Source organism: Companilactobacillus mindensis DSM 14500, from assembly GCF_001434275.1.
Lineage (GTDB): Bacteria > Bacillota > Bacilli > Lactobacillales > Lactobacillaceae > Companilactobacillus > Companilactobacillus mindensis.
Genome location: NZ_AZEZ01000008.1, coordinates 1 through 18,112, shown reverse-complemented (window position 1 = coordinate 18,112; position 18,112 = coordinate 1). Strand labels below are relative to the sequence as shown.

General features: G+C 37.6%; 13 protein-coding genes. 11 read left to right on the top strand and 2 right to left on the bottom strand.

Annotated features, from left to right (window positions below; all coding sequences use genetic code 11):
• Nucleotides 1-367 precede the first annotated feature (367 nt).
• The 7 genes from FD29_RS01615 (at nt 368) to FD29_RS01585 (ending at nt 7,815) form a co-directional block, all read left to right on the top strand.
• Nucleotides 368-577: a helix-turn-helix transcriptional regulator gene (locus tag FD29_RS01615; RefSeq protein WP_057887242.1), complete on the top strand. Its 210-nt coding sequence runs from the start codon at nt 368-370 to the stop codon at nt 575-577.
• 493 nt (nt 578-1,070) lie between these two features.
• Entirely contained in the window at nt 1,071-3,074 is a 2,004-nt protein-coding gene (locus FD29_RS01610; protein WP_057887241.1) for a DHH family phosphoesterase, read from the top strand.
• A gap of 18 nt (nt 3,075-3,092) precedes the next feature.
• A complete protein-coding gene (gene rplI / locus FD29_RS01605) occupies nt 3,093-3,548 on the top strand; it encodes a 50S ribosomal protein L9 (protein ID WP_057887240.1) in 456 nt (151 codons plus the stop codon).
• Nucleotides 3,549-3,555: 7 nt separating this feature from the next.
• A complete protein-coding gene (gene dnaB, locus FD29_RS01600) occupies nt 3,556-4,935 on the top strand; it encodes a replicative DNA helicase (RefSeq protein ID WP_057887239.1) in 1,380 nt (459 codons plus the stop codon).
• A 20-nt stretch (nt 4,936-4,955) separates the two neighbouring features.
• Nucleotides 4,956-6,242 carry an adenylosuccinate synthase gene (locus FD29_RS01595; RefSeq protein ID WP_057887238.1) on the top strand — a complete coding sequence of 429 codons (1,287 nt, stop codon included), beginning with the start codon at nt 4,956-4,958 and terminating at the stop codon, nt 6,240-6,242.
• Between the two features lie 225 nt (nt 6,243-6,467).
• On the top strand, nt 6,468-7,316 hold the full coding sequence (locus tag FD29_RS01590) for an NAD(P)H-binding protein (RefSeq protein ID WP_057887237.1): 849 nt from the start codon (nt 6,468-6,470) through the stop codon (nt 7,314-7,316).
• Nucleotides 7,317-7,377: 61 nt separating this feature from the next.
• On the top strand, nt 7,378-7,815 hold the full coding sequence (locus FD29_RS01585; RefSeq protein ID WP_057887236.1) for an Rrf2 family transcriptional regulator: 438 nt from the start codon (nt 7,378-7,380) through the stop codon (nt 7,813-7,815).
• A gap of 183 nt (nt 7,816-7,998) precedes the next feature.
• On the opposite strand, the gene FD29_RS01580 is transcribed toward FD29_RS01585, so the two are convergent.
• Entirely contained in the window at nt 7,999-8,925 is a 927-nt protein-coding gene (locus FD29_RS01580) for a hypothetical protein (protein ID WP_057887235.1), read from the bottom strand.
• 70 nt (nt 8,926-8,995) lie between these two features.
• On the opposite strand from FD29_RS01580, the gene FD29_RS01575 reads away from it, so the two are divergent.
• On the top strand, nt 8,996-10,294 hold the full coding sequence (locus FD29_RS01575; RefSeq protein ID WP_235804244.1) for a hypothetical protein: 1,299 nt from the start codon (nt 8,996-8,998) through the stop codon (nt 10,292-10,294).
• 8 nt (nt 10,295-10,302) lie between these two features.
• The gene (locus FD29_RS01570; RefSeq protein ID WP_235804243.1) at nt 10,303-13,194 is read left to right on the top strand and encodes a transglycosylase domain-containing protein; all 2,892 of its coding nucleotides are present in this window, start codon (nt 10,303-10,305) and stop codon (nt 13,192-13,194) included.
• 75 nt (nt 13,195-13,269) lie between these two features.
• On the opposite strand, the gene FD29_RS01565 is transcribed toward FD29_RS01570, so the two are convergent.
• Nucleotides 13,270-14,721: an amino acid permease gene (locus FD29_RS01565; RefSeq protein WP_057887233.1), complete on the bottom strand. Its 1,452-nt coding sequence runs from the start codon at nt 14,719-14,721 to the stop codon at nt 13,270-13,272.
• A gap of 276 nt (nt 14,722-14,997) precedes the next feature.
• Between FD29_RS01565 and FD29_RS01560 the strand changes: the two genes are divergently transcribed.
• Nucleotides 14,998-16,149: an LCP family glycopolymer transferase gene (locus FD29_RS01560; protein ID WP_057887232.1), complete on the top strand. Its 1,152-nt coding sequence runs from the start codon at nt 14,998-15,000 to the stop codon at nt 16,147-16,149.
• Nucleotides 16,150-16,216: 67 nt separating this feature from the next.
• Nucleotides 16,217-17,761, top strand: a complete 1,545-nt coding sequence (locus tag FD29_RS01555; RefSeq protein ID WP_057887231.1) for an ABC-F family ATP-binding cassette domain-containing protein — start codon at nt 16,217-16,219, stop codon at nt 17,759-17,761.
• Nucleotides 17,762-18,112 lie beyond the last annotated feature (351 nt).

Here is an 18,112-nt window from a genome sequence, read left to right as displayed (position 1 = left end):
TAGAACGTATTATGCAGTTATCCGGAGGATAACTGCGAACCATTAAGTGGTTTTAGCGATTAGAGAGCATTATGCGATTATCCGAAAGGATAATCACGAACCATAACCGTAACTAGATTACTTAAAAACTACTATAAAATTATTAAACCATTCAAATAAAAATTCGATGAAGGTCATTCATCGGATTTTTTATTTCCATAAATATTTTAGAAAACGAGATAAGAACAGTTGTGGATAACATGTGCAAAACTATCTTGACAGCGCTTTCTAAAAAATAATTAAATGTCATATATAATTGACATAATATATTAATTATTTTATACTCTGCATGTAATATATATATGACACATAAAAAGCAGGTTACAATATGAATCGAGTTCGAGAGTATCGCCGAGCCAAAGAGTTATCACAAATGGCTTTAGCAAATAAAGTTGGAGTGGCCCGCCAAACAATTAATTTGATTGAGAATAATAAATACAATCCATCGTTGGATCTATGTTTAAAAATTGCTTGGAATTTAGAGACGGATTTGAATACATTATTTTGGAGAGAAAAAGCTAAAGAACAAATGGAATGAACATCAACTAAAGAATCGATAGGAGCGGTTATTTTTGAACTATTACTTAGTTCATTGCTATCGATCGTTTCAAATAAAATATCCACAGGTAATCAACAGGCTGTGGTAAAACAAATACGAGTGTCTTGATCATCGATTTATTCTTCTATTCGACAATGTATTTTTATGAAAAAAGATAATTAAAACTGATGCTTATTTTGAAATAATTTCTGAAAATAGAAAGTTCTCAAAACTAAGCATTATGAAAATCCAATCATTTTAATTTTTCATTTACTAAATAAAGTTGTATGATAACAACTGTTTTTACAACAACTTAATATAAACAAAAAAGACACTAACATTTTCCAACGATAGGAAATTATGTTAGTGTTTTTAAGCTTTATGGATTATATTTTTGTTATCGCTATCATTTGAATTTTTTCAGGCCGATAATATGCGGAAAGAACAATTCGGCTGTGATAAAATTAAGGGGTATATCTAAGAGGGGACTAATATGAAAAAGATAAAAGCTAATCTGAAATTCTTCCTTTCACGAGTTGACCATTCAACTCAACTTACAGCGGTCTCTTTGATTGTTATGTTGTTATCTATATTAATAGTAGGTTTGATCCGCGGTTCCGTTGCGGGGTATATCCAAGCTATTTTGATAATAATTTCGTTGATCTTGTTCGTATACTTATTCTTGCTATTAGGTGAAAAAGCCGGGAAGTATACGAATAATTTACAATATCGAATTGATCGGGGAACGGACAATAGTTTTGTTGAGTATCCATTGGGTATTTTACTTTACGATACTGACAAACAAGTCCAATGGGTAAATCCTTATTTTGTTGAAGAGACAGGATTCAATCCATCCAACAGTATGACTATCGGAGATATATCATCAGAACTATCTAGTTTGATTGATGATGAAGAGCATGCTGGCAATAAAACGATTCAAATTGATGACAAGTATTATTTAGTTCAAGTTCAAACAGAACTCAAAGTTATTTATTTGATGGATATTACGCACTATTCAAAAATTGAAAAAAGATATGAAGGCAATTGTTCCGTTATCGGACAAGTTTATTTGGATAATTATGCCGAAATCACTCAATCGATGAGTGACCGGGATATTTCTAATTTGGATAATTACATTACTAATGAATTATCGAATTGGGCTTCTGAGCAACAGATGTTCTTGAAACGGATCGACGATGATCACTTCTTCATCATGGCTTACACTGGAAAAATTTTTGATATGGAAAAGAATGGCTTCAAGATTTTGGATGTCATTCGTGAATATACTTCGCAGCAAAACGTTCCATTGACCTTGAGTATGGGATTCTCATACGGTGTTGATGATTTGCACAAGTTGAATGATGAGGCGCAAAAGAACCTCAATTTGGCTTTAGGTCGTGGTGGCGATCAAGTTGTTGTTAAGGAAATTGGTGAAAAGGCTCGTTTCTACGGTGGCAATACTGACCCAATGGAAAAGAGAACTCGTGTCCGTGCCAGAATGATCAGTGAAGCACTTCAAGAACTATTGAAGGATAGCGACCAAGTTATCGTTATGGGGCACTCACATCCCGATATGGATGTTTTGGGGTCATCCCTAGGTATTAGACGAATCGCAATGATGAACAACACCTCATGTAAGATCGTTATCAATCCCAATACCTTGCATTCAGATGTCAGTCGACTATTAGGCATGATCGATGAAGATCCTGATATTAAAAAGGATATTATTTCACCAGCTGAGTCGGAGGAGATCAAAACTCCTAAGACTTTGATCGTGATGGTCGACCATTCTAAACAAAGTATCTCGATCAATCCGGATCTCTTTAGAGGCGATAATAATAAAGTTGTTGTTATCGATCACCACAGACGTGGTGAGGAATTCCCTGAGAATCCAATGTTGATCTACATTGAACCATACGCATCGTCAACCAGTGAATTGATTACCGAAATGCTTGAATATCAACCTAAGAACAAAAAAGCCATCGAAAAAATCGAAGCTACAGCTTTGTTGGCTGGTATTACAGTCGATACGAAGTCATTCTCACTCAGAACTGGTACGAGAACTTTTGACGCAGCTAGTTACTTGCGTTCGGTGGGGGCTGACGAAGCGGTCATCCAAAATGTTTTGAAAGAGAATATCGATTCATTTATTCAAAAGAGTCATTTGATCGAAACAATTACGATGATCAACGGCAATATGGCAGTCTGCTTTGGTGAAGAAGATAAGAGTTACGATCCAGTTATTGTTGCCCAAGCGGCCGATACATTGTTATCATTAGATAATGTTGAAGCATCATTTGTAATTAGCAAACGTCCAGATGGTCGTGTAGGTATTTCAGCACGTAGTTTGGGTAATGTTAACGTTCAAGTAATCATGGAGAAACTTGGTGGTGGTGGACACTTGTCTGACGCTGCAACTCAAATTTCTGATTCAACGGTGGAAGATGTCAAAAATCAATTGATTGCTGTATTGACTGATTCTAAAAAGAAGAGCTAAGAGGAGGATCATTAGATTATGAAAGTTATTTTCCTAGAAGATGTAAGAGGTAAAGGTAAAAAAGGTGAGGTTAAGAATGTTGCAGCAGGATATGCTCAAAACTTCTTAATTAAAAACAAGCAAGCAATCGAAGCTACTAAGGCTAATATTGCTAAACTAAAGGCTGAACAAAACCGTGAAGCCAAAGATTATGCAGCCGAAAAAGAAGAGGCCAAAGTACTCAAGACACAAATCGAAGATGACAAGACAGTCGTTGAAATTTCTGCCAAATCAGGTGCTGATGGTCGTCTCTTCGGTTCCGTAACAACTAAAAAAATTGCAGATGAACTTAACAAGCAATATGAAATCAAAGTAGATAAGCACAAGATGGTGCTATCTGATGGCATCAAGGCCCTAGGATACATTAACGTTCCAGTTAAGTTGTTCGAAGGCGTTGAAGCTACGATTAGAGTTCATGTTGTTGAAAAGAAGTAGGATATAAATGAATAATGATATAACTTCAAGAATACCGCCCAATGATAAGGATGCCGAGCAAGCCGTATTAGGAGCGGTTTTTCTAAGTCAAGATGCTTTAATTGAAGCCATGGAATACGTTGATGCAGATGATTTTTATCAACATGCCAATCAACTGATTTTCCAAGCTATGTTGAATTTAAACGATGAAGAAGAACCAGTCGATGTAGTGACGGTTCAAAATGAACTTGATCGTGCCAATCAGATCGAAGATATCGGTGGCGTAAGTTACTTAGCTGAACTAGCTAGTGCTGTGCCAACGGCGGCCAATACGTCTTACTATGCTAAGATCGTTAAGGATAAATCCATCTTGAGACGTCTGATCAATGCGGCCTCTGATATTGTTACGCGAAGTTTTGAAGAAGATGAACCAGTAGACAATATTATCGACCAATCTGAAAAAGATATCATGGAAGTCTCCGAAAATCGTAATCACAAAGGTTTCCGAAGAATTTCTGATGTCGTTAAGTCTTCTTTTGAAGAAATCGACAAGTTATATGATCAAGATAGTGATGTTACCGGACTTTCCACAGGTTACAAGGACCTCGATGCGATGACGACTGGTTTGCATGAAGATGAATTAGTCATTTTGGCAGCTCGTCCTGGTGTTGGTAAAACAGCTTTCGCCCTTAATTTGGCTCAAAATGCAGCCACTAAATCAAATGCGACTGTAGCAATCTTTTCACTTGAAATGGGTGCTGAATCATTGGTCAATCGTATGCTTTGTTCAGAAGGAAGTATTGATGCTAACGCTCTGAGAACTGGTAAGCTTGATGAAAATCAGTGGAACAGTCTAGTTGTAGCGATGGGAAGTTTATCACGGACGAACGTCTATATTGACGATACTCCCGGTATCAAAGTAGCTGAAATCAGATCCAAGTGCCGTCGTCTTTTGAAGGAAAGTGGTCATTTGGATCTCATTATCATCGATTATTTGCAATTGATCGAAGGTACTGGTCAAGAAAATAGACAACAAGAAGTTTCAGTTATTTCTCGTAATCTAAAAAAATTAGCAAAGGAACTTCATGTTCCCGTAATCGCGCTATCACAGCTTTCTCGTGGTGTTGAAGCGCGTCAGGACAAACGTCCGATGTTGTCAGATATCCGTGAATCTGGTTCAATTGAACAGGATGCGGATATCGTAGCTTTCCTTTATCGTGATGATTATTATCGTGATGAAGATGGCGATGGCGATAACAATGACCAAGAGGAACCGGAGGATCAAGATGTTGGTGAAGTAGAAGTCATCATCAGTAAGAACCGTTCGGGTCCGCGTGGTACAGCTAAGTTATTGTTCGTGAAATCTTATAATAAGTTTTCATCGATAGCGAATATTCCAGAAAATTAAATAGTGTAGGTGTAGAAGAAATGACGACAGTTGTTGTAGTAGGTACCCAATGGGGCGATGAAGGTAAAGGTAAGATTACCGATTATTTCAGTGGTGAAGCTAACATTATTGCACGTTACCAAGGTGGAGATAATGCAGGTCACACACTAAACATCGATAACCACGTTTACAAATTAAGATCCGTTCCTTCAGGTATTTTGTATTCAGATAAGACTAGTGTTATTGGAAATGGGGTTGTTTTAAACCTCGAATCTCTTCAAGAAGAACTTGGTCGTCTTCACGAACAAGGGGTCGATACAACTAACCTAAAGATTTCTAATCGCGCACAGTTGATTCTTCCTTACCATATCGAATTGGACAAACTTCAAGAAGCTGCTAAAGGCGACTCTAAAGTTGGTACAACTAACCGTGGTATTGGACCTGCTTATACTGACAAAGCTTCACGTGTTGGTATCAGAATGGCTGATATCCTTGATAAAGACTTGTTCAAAGAATTATTGACAGAAAATCTTAAACAAAAGAATGAACTATTTACAAAGATCTACGATGCACAACCAATGAACTTCGATGATATTTTTGAAAAATATTATCAAATTGGCCAAGATCTTAAAGACCGTGTTATCGACACATCTGCATATTTGAACAAAGAATTAAAGAATGGCAAGAACGTATTATTCGAAGGTGCCCAAGGTATCATGCTTGATATCGACCACGGTACTTACCCATACGTAACTTCTTCAAATCCTGCTGGTGGTGTAACTACTGGAGCCGGTGTCGGTGCTCCATTGATCGACAACGTGATTGGAGTTGTTAAAGCTTATACATCACGTGTTGGTGCCGGTCCATTCCCAACTGAACAATTAAATGACACTGGAGATTTCTTGCGTGAAGCTGGCCACGAATATGGTACAGTTACACACCGTCCTCGTCGTGTTGGCTGGTTGGACCTTGTTGTGCTTAAACACTCATGTAACGTTTCAGGGGTAACTCACTTGTCACTAAACTGTTTGGATGTTTTGACTGGTCTCAAAGAAATCAAAGTCTGCACAGGCTACGATTTGAATGGCAAGATCATCGATGAATACCCAGCTAACTTGAACGTTTTAGCTAAATGCAAGCCAGTTTACAAGACATTCCCAGGCTGGACTGAAGATATGACTCAAGCTAAGAGCTTAGAAGAATTGCCACAAGCAGCCAGAGATTATCTTGACTTCATCAAAGACCAATTAGGCGTTGAATATGCCACTGTTTCAGTTGGTCCTGATAGAGAACAAACAATTGAAGTAAACGACGTTTGGAAAAACTAGAGAACAAAGAGAGTGGAAAGTGACGGTTAGCTCTTTTCAATCAAACTGCATATATAAAATAATTTAACTGAATTCAACAATTATGAACAGCCACTGTGGATAAACTTCACGGTGGCTGTTTTTTTATCTTCCAAGACTAAATAATTGTCTCTTAGAAAAATGGTGTTATTATATAAATAACAAGTTAATAATAAAGTAACATTTAAAAGAGAGAAGGATATTTTTATGACAAAATATGCAATTACTGGCGTTACTGGCCATTTTGGCAGCAATGCTATTAAGGAATTAGTTAAATTAGTACCTGCAGAAGACGTTGTGGCTTTGGCTAGAAACATCAAAAAAGCTGAGAAAATCGTACCAAATGGAGTAGAGGTTCGTGTTGGCGATTACACTGATATCGATGGACTAGAAAAATCTTTGCAAGGAATCGATCGGCTATTATTAGTGTCATCTCAACCTGGTGGTCCAGTGCCACGTTTAACTCAACATGAAAATGTCGTGAAGGCTGCCAAAAAGGCCGGAGTCGATTTAATTTTATACACAAGTTTTCCACATGCGGATATCGCAACTGCTCCATTGGCAGCTGACCACAAGGCAACTGAAAAATTTATCGTGGATTCAGGTTTAAAACATTCCTTCTTGCGGAATAACTGGTATCTTGAAAATGAACTTACTTCTTTAAAAGGTGCCGCAAATGGTAACGACTTTATTTATTCAGCCGGGAATGGTCAAGTTGGTTGGGCTTTGGAGAGTGAATATTCTGAAGCTGCTGCCAAAGTTTTAGTTACGAAAGATCCTAAAGAAGTTTATGAATTTGCAGGTGAGAGTCGGACTTATCAAGAATTGGCAAATGCGATTGCAGGCGATTTTAAAGTTGAATCTTTAAGCGATGCTGAATATGGAAAAGTTCTCAAGGCTGCTGGTATGGATGAAGGTACAATTGGAATCATCTTGTCGATCCAAGATTTGATTGCTAACGACCAGTTAAAAGAAAATACGACTGATTTAAGCGACGTTTTAGGTCGTGAATTGACGCCATTAGCTGAAGCAATTAAGTTGGTACTTGCCAAATAAAAATTGTTATCCGCTCTCGGAATGCTTTATGATATTAAGAAGTGTTACTAGGAGGGCAATTATGAAATATTCCAATAAATTAAGCGATGGGGTGCATATCTTGGCTTACGTTGATATTTGTAAAGACGGTGACCTGTCGAGTAACGCCATTGCCAGTAGTATCGAATCGAATCCTAGTTTGGTACGTAGAATGATGGCCCGATTGAAAAAATTTGGCCTGTTGGAAAGTCAACCAGGCGTTGTTGCACCAAAGCTCGGTCGTCCAGCTAATGAAATTACTTTGTTAGATGTGTATAAAGCTATCGAGGATAATCAAAATTTGCTGCATGTTGATGAGAAAACTAATCCCAAGTGTATTGTCGGTGGAAGCATTCAAGATACATTGCGGGGAATTTATCAAAACATTCAGAATGAAGCCGAACAAAGTATGGCCAAAGTGACTTTGCAAAGTATCATCGATGATATTTTGGTAAAAGAGGATAATAAAAAGGATAATTAGGATATTAAATAAAGGAGGCTGCTTTTGCTTCCCGTTTTTCATTCCAGACTAAACAGTTTTTTTATTTTTCTATTAGTTATATTAAAAATATTTAGATTCTAAAAAAAGGTCATCCAGCTTATGGATGGCCTTTTTTTATGCAATCAAATAAAAAAACTGAAATATTACATTGATACATGTGCATTAATTCTTAGTATCGGTGGAAATAATTCCCTTTTGAAAATTGATGAAACGTCCACTATTGCGGCTGAAAGTTAAGGTATAGTAATAGCTATTGTTTTTACTCAACTGCTTGATATAAACTCGCGTATATCGAGGAACATCGGAAACTTGATAACCGACGATGCTGGAGTTGCTGACGCGAGAGTTAGAATTCTTGGCTAAAGCATAGAGACCACTGTTGCTCTTGTCGGGGTTCAAGCCCAAGTTGATTGATATTTGGTTGAAATTACCTGGATCAGTGGCATTGGTGGCAGTCAAATTGGAGTTGATGATAGCGGTCTTTAGACGTTGCATGAAGGCTTTGGCCTGATCGGTACCTGATTTGCCCATCAGTACGCCATCTAGGACATATCTTGGTGGATATTTATTGGTTTTCGTGTTGAGAAATTTGGCTGAATGGATCGAATCGCCCTTGTGATAGAGACGGTAGCGATAACTGACGATGTTTTTGGTATCATCATATCGGTTGCAGCTGATGGTAATATAAGTACCATGATTGTCTTTTCCAAAATTGAGTAAGGTCATTTTGGCGATATAGCGGTGGGGTTCTTTGTGAACCTTTTTCAACAAAGATTTCTCTTGGTCATTGGATAAAAATGATAATTCTTTTGTATTATCATAGTCTTCATTGATAGTGCTGACTAAGTTGAGAGCTTGCTGTTTAGCTTTAGTCAAATCGCCATCGTTGATGTTGACTGATTTTGGAGCGATATCCTCGTCGATATTTTTAGGATTGACGATCAAAGAAAAAGGAATCGTTATCTGCGCGATACTGTCGATAGTTTTATCCTTGATCTTTCCCAAATTAAGGGCATACGAAGAAATAATTATTATCAATAAGAGCAGGATAACGAGCCACTTAATATATTTTTTGTTTAATTTTTTCAAAATTTCCACCCTTTATTTGCAGGATAATTTACTATATATAATAACAAGATGAACTAGATTTTTGGGGAAAATGATGAAAGATAAGAAAGATTTAAAGAGTAGTACCAAATCAGAGCACTATTTATTATTGAGTGCAGGTGTTGTCGGCGTAATCACTGCCATCATCTTTTTTCTGATGCTTTCACGTGGCGTCGTCAATGCGGTCGTGACTTCCAAAATATCTAGTCAGTATCAAGACAAAGAATTGGAAGTATTAAAAACTGATTTGAATTACAAGTCGCTGGATTTTATCGGTAAATTGATCGATGTCAGCGATGGATACGTCGTATCAGCTAGCAATGTTAAAAAGTACGATGAGTTGGAACAATATATTCAAGCTCGAAAGAATCGAACTAAAGAAGTCAATTCGCTTTATGATGGCAAAAAATATTATCGAGATGATGTGACGAGTGAAAAGATCAATCAACTTGATAAGACGTTATTAAAAGAAAAGAATCAAGATGTCTACCAAAAACAACGTAACAAATTAGATACGATCCAAATTTGGTATGAACAGACTCAAGATGCTGATAAATATTTGAGTAAAACTTGGAGTGGCTTTACTGCTGATAATAGCAGTTTAAGTTTCAAGAAGATCTCAATGGTCAATACGTATTACAAATTAATTAAGAATAAGACTGTTGATAAGCGGTGGAAAAGTGCCGTGGCTAAGATGGACCAATACTTTGCTAACAATAAAGGTGAGAGTTCGCGAGTAGCAGCAGTTAAAGAAGAGCTGGAAGCTTTGAAGAATTCGCCATTAACGCAAAAGTATACACCGGCTAATGTGGATATCGTCTCTAGTCTTAATCAGTCAGGCGATGCAACAGATGTTCTCAGTCAAGCAGGGATAACTAGCAAGTATGTGCTTTACTATGATTCCAATAGTAATGACCTTGCTCTGATGACGAGAACAAGCGGTCAATATGTGGCAGAAGACGGCTATATCAATGTCATCGACTCACAAGTCAGTTCAGGTCGATACACGATCAAGAAGGTTGTTAGTTCTGGCAGTTCAGATGCAGTAATTACCGACAGCAGCAGCGACAACTTTGGTCAATACGTAACTAATGCCAGTGAGAGTGAATTGAGTTCGATGGGAATTTCTAATCCACAGAATTCTACGGCCAACTTCAATTCCGCTACACCAGTATTCTGGCTTAAAAATAATTCAGCTTTGAATCGGTCGATTTACTTCAGCGATGGCTCTAATATTGGATTTATTTATGCTGGAGGTTCAAGTTACAATAATGGTATGCAAATTAGTTCATCAGACTTGTCTAATTTGATGTCACAAATCTCTTCTGGAATAACATTCTATGTTAATTAGGGGCTAATATGCGTAAGAAAAAATTAGAACACAAGTTAATCAAAAAAAGAAAAAAGTGGCCGTGGATCCTATTGACCATTGTGCTCCTAATCGTTTTGAGCGTCGGAGCCTTCTGGTGGAAATATGGCTATGATATTAGAAATACGATTGCTGATGGCTATTCTTACAGTCAGGGATTGAAGAAGTCAGACTTTCATCCCCGAAATTCAACCGTTATATATGATCGTAACGGTAAAGAAATAAAAAAGCTCTCGCAATCGAGTTCCAATTATACGCCGATAAAAGAAATCAATCCTAAGATACGTAAGGGATTGGTCGATGTTGAAGATCAACGTTTTTACATTCATCACGGTGTCGATATGTACGCCATATTGCGTTCGATCGGTTCCAAACTGCTTCATCGTAGGACCGAAGGTGGTTCGACTTTAACGCAACAATTGGTGAAGAACGTTATTCTGAAAGATCAGTCACAGAATATGACGCGTAAGTTAAAAGAAATGGTAATTGCTCAACAACTTGAGAAGAAGTTTACTAAGCAACAAATTTTGGAATTTTATATCAACAATGTCTATATGGGACACGGGTCATATGGATTCAGTGCCGCAGCTAACTACTATTTTTCCCAAGATCAAAAGGATTTATCAATCGATAAATTAGCGGTGCTAGTTGGTATTCCCAACAATCCGGTCTACTATGATCCAGTTGCTAGTCCTGATCGAACAATAAAACGCCGTAACATGATCTTGTACATTTTCCATCAACAAGGTTTGATTTCCGAAAAGATTTATTTAACAGCTCGGAAACGACCTTTAGGATTAAAAATCAATGAGAAACGTTATGATAACGATGTATCGAATAACTATGCTCTAAGCTATGCCGTCTTTAATGCGACTGAAGAGTTGATGAAGTCATCTGGCTTTACGATGCGTTACGATTTCAAAAATAAAGCTGATCAAAAAGAATACGGTGCTCGTTATGAACAAGCTTATGAACGGGCTCATGGTCAGTTGATGGATGGTGGCTATACGATCAGAACGACGATCGATATGGACTTGCAAAATAAAATTGAAGAATTGGTCAACAACACTTATAAGTCTTACACCGGTAGGGATGCTCATGGTAAGTTGGCACCGCAAGTTTCTAGTACTGTTATCGACAATAAGACTGGTAACGTTATTGCTATTGTTGGTGGTCGGACAACTGAAGGCGACCAAGTTAATCGAGCTATCAGTGGCTACCGTCAACCAGGGTCAACTGCTAAGCCAATCGTAGCTTATGCACCAGCGTTTGAACGGGGGTATTTGCCACAGAGTACAGTCGTCGATTCTGCTGTGGGAACCCCGGTTATTCCTAACTGGTACAGTGGCTACATTGGTAGTACTACAGTTAGACATGCGCTGGAAAACTCGATCAATACAGTTGCTTATAAATTAGCAGCTCAAGATACGAAACATACTTATTACGACGATATGGTCAAAATGGAATTTGCCCGTTTGGATCCGACACAAAAGGATGATCCACGTTTAGCTATGGGTTCATTTACATATGGTGTCACAACGACGGAGATGGCCTCGGCTTACAGTTCATTCTCACGTGGGGGACAATTTATCCATCCAAGTAATTTGTCGAGTATTTATGATAATGACAATGGTCGTTACATTTATCAAAATACCCATATGAAAAAAGACGTTTATACGAAAAATGCCAGTTATATGATGCTGAATACTATGCAGTCAGTTGTTAGTGATGGACTAGGGAAGGCAGCGGCGTTAGATAATTACAAATATACTGCTGGTAAAACTGGTACGACTGATGATACTAAGGATTCTTACTTTGTTGGGATGACGCCTAACTTTACCATCGCCAACTGGACTGGTAATGATCAACCATCTACTTTGACAGCGAGTGAGGATGCCTTGACTATGCAGGCTTTCAAGGCTGAGGGTCAATATTTAGTTGACTATACTAAGCAGAAAGAAACTAACTTTAAAAAACCAAGTACGGTAACGGTCAGTGGCAGCAATCTTTCTGTCAATTCCAAAAATGAAAAACCAAGTATTCAAGATGTCATCGATTTGAACTTTAACAAGTACAATACCGACCAGGAAAACAAGAATACCAACCGTCTCTATAATTTGGATTATCGAATTATCTATCATTTGACTAAGAAAGAAGAATTCAGTCGTGAGGATAAAGTTCAAAAAGCAATCGATAAGTACAATGAGAAGCCGATCATCAAGGAGTCACAGTATGATAAGAAACTCAGCGCTTTGCAGAAGATTCGTTATTTGAACGCTAATGTCAAACGCCAGAGTGCTAAGATTCGTTTCAACCGCCAGATCTTGCAACTTCAAAAGGATCTCAATATGAGTCAGGCTATGTTCCAAGCCGCTAAAGATAACAAGAAAGTGGCTAAGTATGAGTCCGAAAAGGAAGCAATTGAGACGCAGCGGGCTAAGAAACGTCAAGCAATGGTCGACAAATTGATGCCACAGTACAATTCACAATTACAGAAAGTTAAATCAGCCTATAAGAATAATGATTCCGATAAAGCTGATCAAAGACAAAAATTGATCGACATTATGAATGAGATTCGTAGCTATGGTGGAAATGTTCCTGATGTAAAAATTGCTACTGGCAGTTCAACCTCTTCCAATAGTGGCAACAGCAGTAGTTCGAGCTCCTCAGGTTCGACTGGCTCAACTAGCTCAAATTCGAGTTCAGGTGGCAATTCGAGCTCCACTTCTAGTTCTAATTCAACTGGTTCTGATTCGAGTTCAAATTCAGGGTCGTCAACGACAGGCTCTGGCACGAATTCTAGTTCTAGTTCGAATAATTCCGGTACTAGTTCTGGTTCAAATAATAATAGTTCAGCTAATTCATCAACTGATGATGATTAAAATGAGTACAAAAATACCCCTCGACAGTCGTCGAGGGGTATTTTGATAATTATCTGTGCAGAAGATAATTAAAGTTTAGGCTTCATCCATGTCGCCATTAGTACGTTTAGCAATAGCAGGTAAAATCAAACCAAGTGCGAGTAAAGCAAGTGGCGTGATGATGTTAAGTGCTAATTGGAACCACCATGATGATGGGTCTTGAGCCATGTTCATCTTAGGTAACATTCCCAAAATACATGCGAAGGCAGTTAAGAAGAAAGTCCAGAGACCGAAACCAAAGCCGACATACTTGTTCTTAACGAACATGTAATCTGACTTGAACTTGTCCATTTGTTTGGCAAGCATCATATAGGCGAAGAATACCCAAAGGTAACGCATAGGCATAACGATTGAATTCAAGTTCAACAACCAGTTGTAAAGGTCATTCATACCATTGATACCAAGGGCAGGAACAACGATCAAGATTGAAACAAGAATAGCAGTCATCTTGTAACCATTGATATTAACGCCACGTTTGTTTTTCTTCAACAAACTCTTAGGGATGAATTTCTTATCGGCGTCACCCAAAAGCATACGCAGTGGAGCATCGATAGAAATAGCAAGAGCAGCGGCTGAAGCAATCGTGTTAGTGATAGCAAAGGCCCAGACGAACAAGTTACCGACGTGGAAACTGTTACCTAGGAATTGGAAAGCTTGATAAGCACCGTTGGCCATAAGATCAGCTGGAATATGATTTGAGTTAACAATCATACCAATAGCAAATGATCCTAGGATGGCTGACACAGCAACCATAACGGCCAAGATGATCATACCAAGTGGGAACTCTTTGGAAGCATTCTTAGTCTTGTTAACGTATGGGGAGATCTTTTCGGAACCACCAACGGCGAAGACTAACATCGAGATTGTCGTGAAATATTGAAAGTCGAATTTCGGAATGTATGTGTGAATATCAGTCATGTTTGGTGTAGCAATTTGCACATGAGTGATAAATGGAGCACTGACACCAAGAATAATGAAGAGCATTGACATAGTAAACATTGCAATACCAGCAATACTACCGAGATTATTCAAAGTTGCCGTTCCTTTGCTGGCTAACCAAACAAAGGCTAAAAAGATAATCAAACTGGCACCTTGAACTACTAGAGGGGATGCCGTTTTAATGAATGAACCATTTCCCTTGAACAACCAACTCAAACTGACCATAATGATCTGTGGTTTTTGAGCAAGATATGGCACGTGAACAACCCAGTAAGTCCACGCTGCAAAGTAGGCTAGTTTGTTGTTGGATAACATTTTGACCCAAGAACTAACTCCCCCACCTTCCTCTTGAAACGCTGATCCTAACTGTCCTACCATCAAAGTGTAAGGAACAAAGTATAGAATCATGATTAAAATCCATGAAGTTACAACGGCTAAGCCTTGATTGGCAAAGTTGTTAATAACATTGTTAAGGCCCCAAACGGTGGTAAAACCTAATAAGGCAATGTTCCACCACCTGAATGTCTTAGCGTTGCTTGCATCTGACATATTCAAATCCTCCTACGAAAGTGATTATACAGGAAAATTTTCAGTAAAACTTCGAAATAATAAGATAGTTTTCTGATTATATTGGAGATTATATTTAGGTAAAATTTTTTTGATAAAATTGACAGATGTCAGCAAAAAATTATAATTTAGGAATACAGTCTTATAAAAGAAGAATTTGAATCGATAAAATCAAGATGTATAATTGCATTCTGTCTACTATATAATGATAGAGAGATTTAATTTAAACGTAGATGGCAAATTAATTGGAGTTAATTTATGAATAACAATAATAATAATACTAGAGAGCGTCGTCAAAGAACTCGTAACAACGCCTTAGCTTCAAATAACAGTGGAAAGATCAAACGTCCGTTTTTGAAGATCATCGGCTTAGTGTTTTTAGTTATGATTTTTGTGACCGGCGCTTATGGTTTTAGACTTTATGCTCAAGCTCAGAATTCTTTGGGCAAGACTTATAGAGCTTTGGATGGCAAAAAGGTTTCAACGCGTATCAGCGATAAAAAGCCAATCTCCATCTTATTACTAGGTGTCGATACTACTGATAATGGTGTCAGAGATACTGAGACGGATTATCGTGGTAATTCGGATACAATGATCGTCGTAACAGTCAATCCCAAGACTAATAAGACAACGATGGTTTCCGTACCTAGAGATTCAATGGCCCAAATTTGGAAGAGCAGCACTAATAATACGAAGAAGATTCAAAAAATAAATTCAGCTTATAATATCGGTAATGAAGAGAGTGCCGTTGCAACAACCGAGAAGTTCTTGAACATACCGATCGATTATTATGTTAAAGTTGATTTTAATTCACTGAAACAGATCGTAAATGCCGTTGGTGGTGTAGATGTCAACGTTCCATTCAGTTTCTCATATGGTGATACAGGTGAGAAAGAGTCTCACTTTACCAAAGGTAAGATGCACTTGAATGGTAAACAAGCTTTGGATTACTCACGAATGCGTTATGAAGATCCTAAAGGTGACTACGGTCGACAATTACGTCAGCGTCAAGTTATCACAGCAATCATTAAGAGTGCAGCAAGTGCCAATACGTTTACTCACTATCAAAAAGTGTTAGATAGTATATCTAGTTCAATGACAACTAATTTAAGTTTCAACGATATGCAATCGATCTTCTTTAATTATCGTGGTGCAGCTAAGAGTATTGATTCCAATCACGTTCAAGGATACGGTTCAATGATCAACGGTTCTTCATATGAAGTCGTACCAACTAAGGAGATCCAACGTGCTTCAGATAAATTACGCAAACAATTAGGTTTATCGCAAGAAGAAGTGGATAATGAAGAGACAAGATTAAATACATTGAATGAAGATCGTGGATTCTCATTTAAGTCAGAGAATTCCAATCAAATCTATACAATCTTTACCAGAAATCAAACGTCTGAATAAGATTTTGAATAATAAAGACTGGGACGAATTTGTTTCAGTCTTTTCTTATGTATAAAAGGAGAAAGACATGAGTGTTTTAGAAGTACACGACTTATCACAGCAGTTTTTGGATAAAAAGCTGTATGATTCAGCCAATTTACAAGTTAACAAAGAAGACCATTTAGGTATCATTGGTCAAAATGGTGTGGGTAAATCAACTTTCATCAAGATTTTGACTGGCCAAATTGAACCTGATGAAGGAAAAATTTCATGGAAGAAGCATTTAACAGTTGGTTATTTGGATCAACAAGCTAAATTAGCTCCCGGATTGACGATTTACGAGTACCTTCAAACAGCATTTTCAAAGTTATATGAAACAAGCGACAAACTAAATGAGATTTACATGAATAACCCTACGGATGAAGACCTTGAAAAAGCTGGAAAGCTTCAAGAAATCTTGGATGCCAACGACTTTTATGAATTGGATACTAAGATTCAGCAAGTAGCAACAGGTTTAGGTCTCGATGCGATTGGATATGAACACGATGTTTCCAAACTAAGTGGTGGTCAACGTTCAAAGATTATTTTGGCTAAAATTCTTTTGGAACATCCAGATATGATCCTTCTAGATGAACCTACTAACTACCTAGATACGAACCATATTGACTGGCTGGCCGACTATTTGAATAACTTTGCCGGTGCCTTTATCGTTATTTCCCATGATTATAACTTCTTAGACCGCATTATTAACTGTGTGGCTGATTTCGAGTTCGGTAAGATCACTAAGTACACTGGTACTTTGAATCAAGCTCTCAAGCAAAAGGCTGCTAACAAAGAAACTTATATGAAGGCCTACGTCAAGCAACAAGAACAAATCTCAAAGACTAAGGCTTATATTAGAAAGTTCAAGGCTGGTTCACGTTCGAAGAGTGCCAAGAGTAGGGAAAAACAACTATCACATATGGAAGTTCTCACGCCTCCAGGGAACAAGACTGCCGCAAGTTTCGGTTTCCCATATGTCGAAGTACCAAGTTCAAGGATGCTTTTGGAAGTCAATGATCTTAAAGTCGGTTATGATGGGAAAGCTCTATTTGATAAAGCTTTGAACTTCTCAATCGTCAGCGGCGAAAAGATGGTTATTAAAGGATTCAATGGTATCGGTAAATCTACTTTGATTAAGACTTTGCTAGGTATCCTTAAACCAATCGACGGAAACTATGATTTCTCAGAGACAGTCAAGATTGGTTACTTTAAGCAGGATCTAGTTTGGAAAAACAACATGGAGACACCATTCCACTACATTAGTGGCGAACACCCTGACAAGGATGGTAAAGAAGTCAGACGAGTATTAGCCAGAACAGGATTGACTAATCAACAGATCATGTCGCCTATGAAGTCTCTGTCTGGTGGAGAGCAGACTAAGGTTAAGATTGCTGATCTGATGTTTGATACGACGAACTTCTTATTCATGGATGAGCCAACTAACCATTTGGATGATGAATCAAAGGCCGCTTTGCGTAAAGGTTTGAAGAACTATGATGGATCAATGATTCTTGTTACCCACGAAGAGGATTTCTATAGTAGTGATTGGATCGATAAGGTCTTAGATATTGAAAAGATAAAAGAAAATTGATCTTTTTCAAAAAAAAGTGAAAAAGTACTAGCATTGGTTTGCCATTAACGGTATGATATTACCTGTTGTCACAAAGAAACAAACAAATCATTAATTCAGCGAGTAAGATCGTTAAATTAATGAAAAGATAATTATAATATTTTCTTGACATTATGTTTTGAACTTGATATGATTATCTAGTTGTCTCTTGAGACAACTTCTAAGTATTTAATGAATTTATTTATTAAATACTTAGAAGAAACATTTAAAAAAAGTTCTTGACATTAAATTGTCGGCTTGATAAAATGTTTAAGTACTAATAAGTGTAAACACTTAATTAGCTGGTAGACCTTTGAAAACTGAACAAAGTTT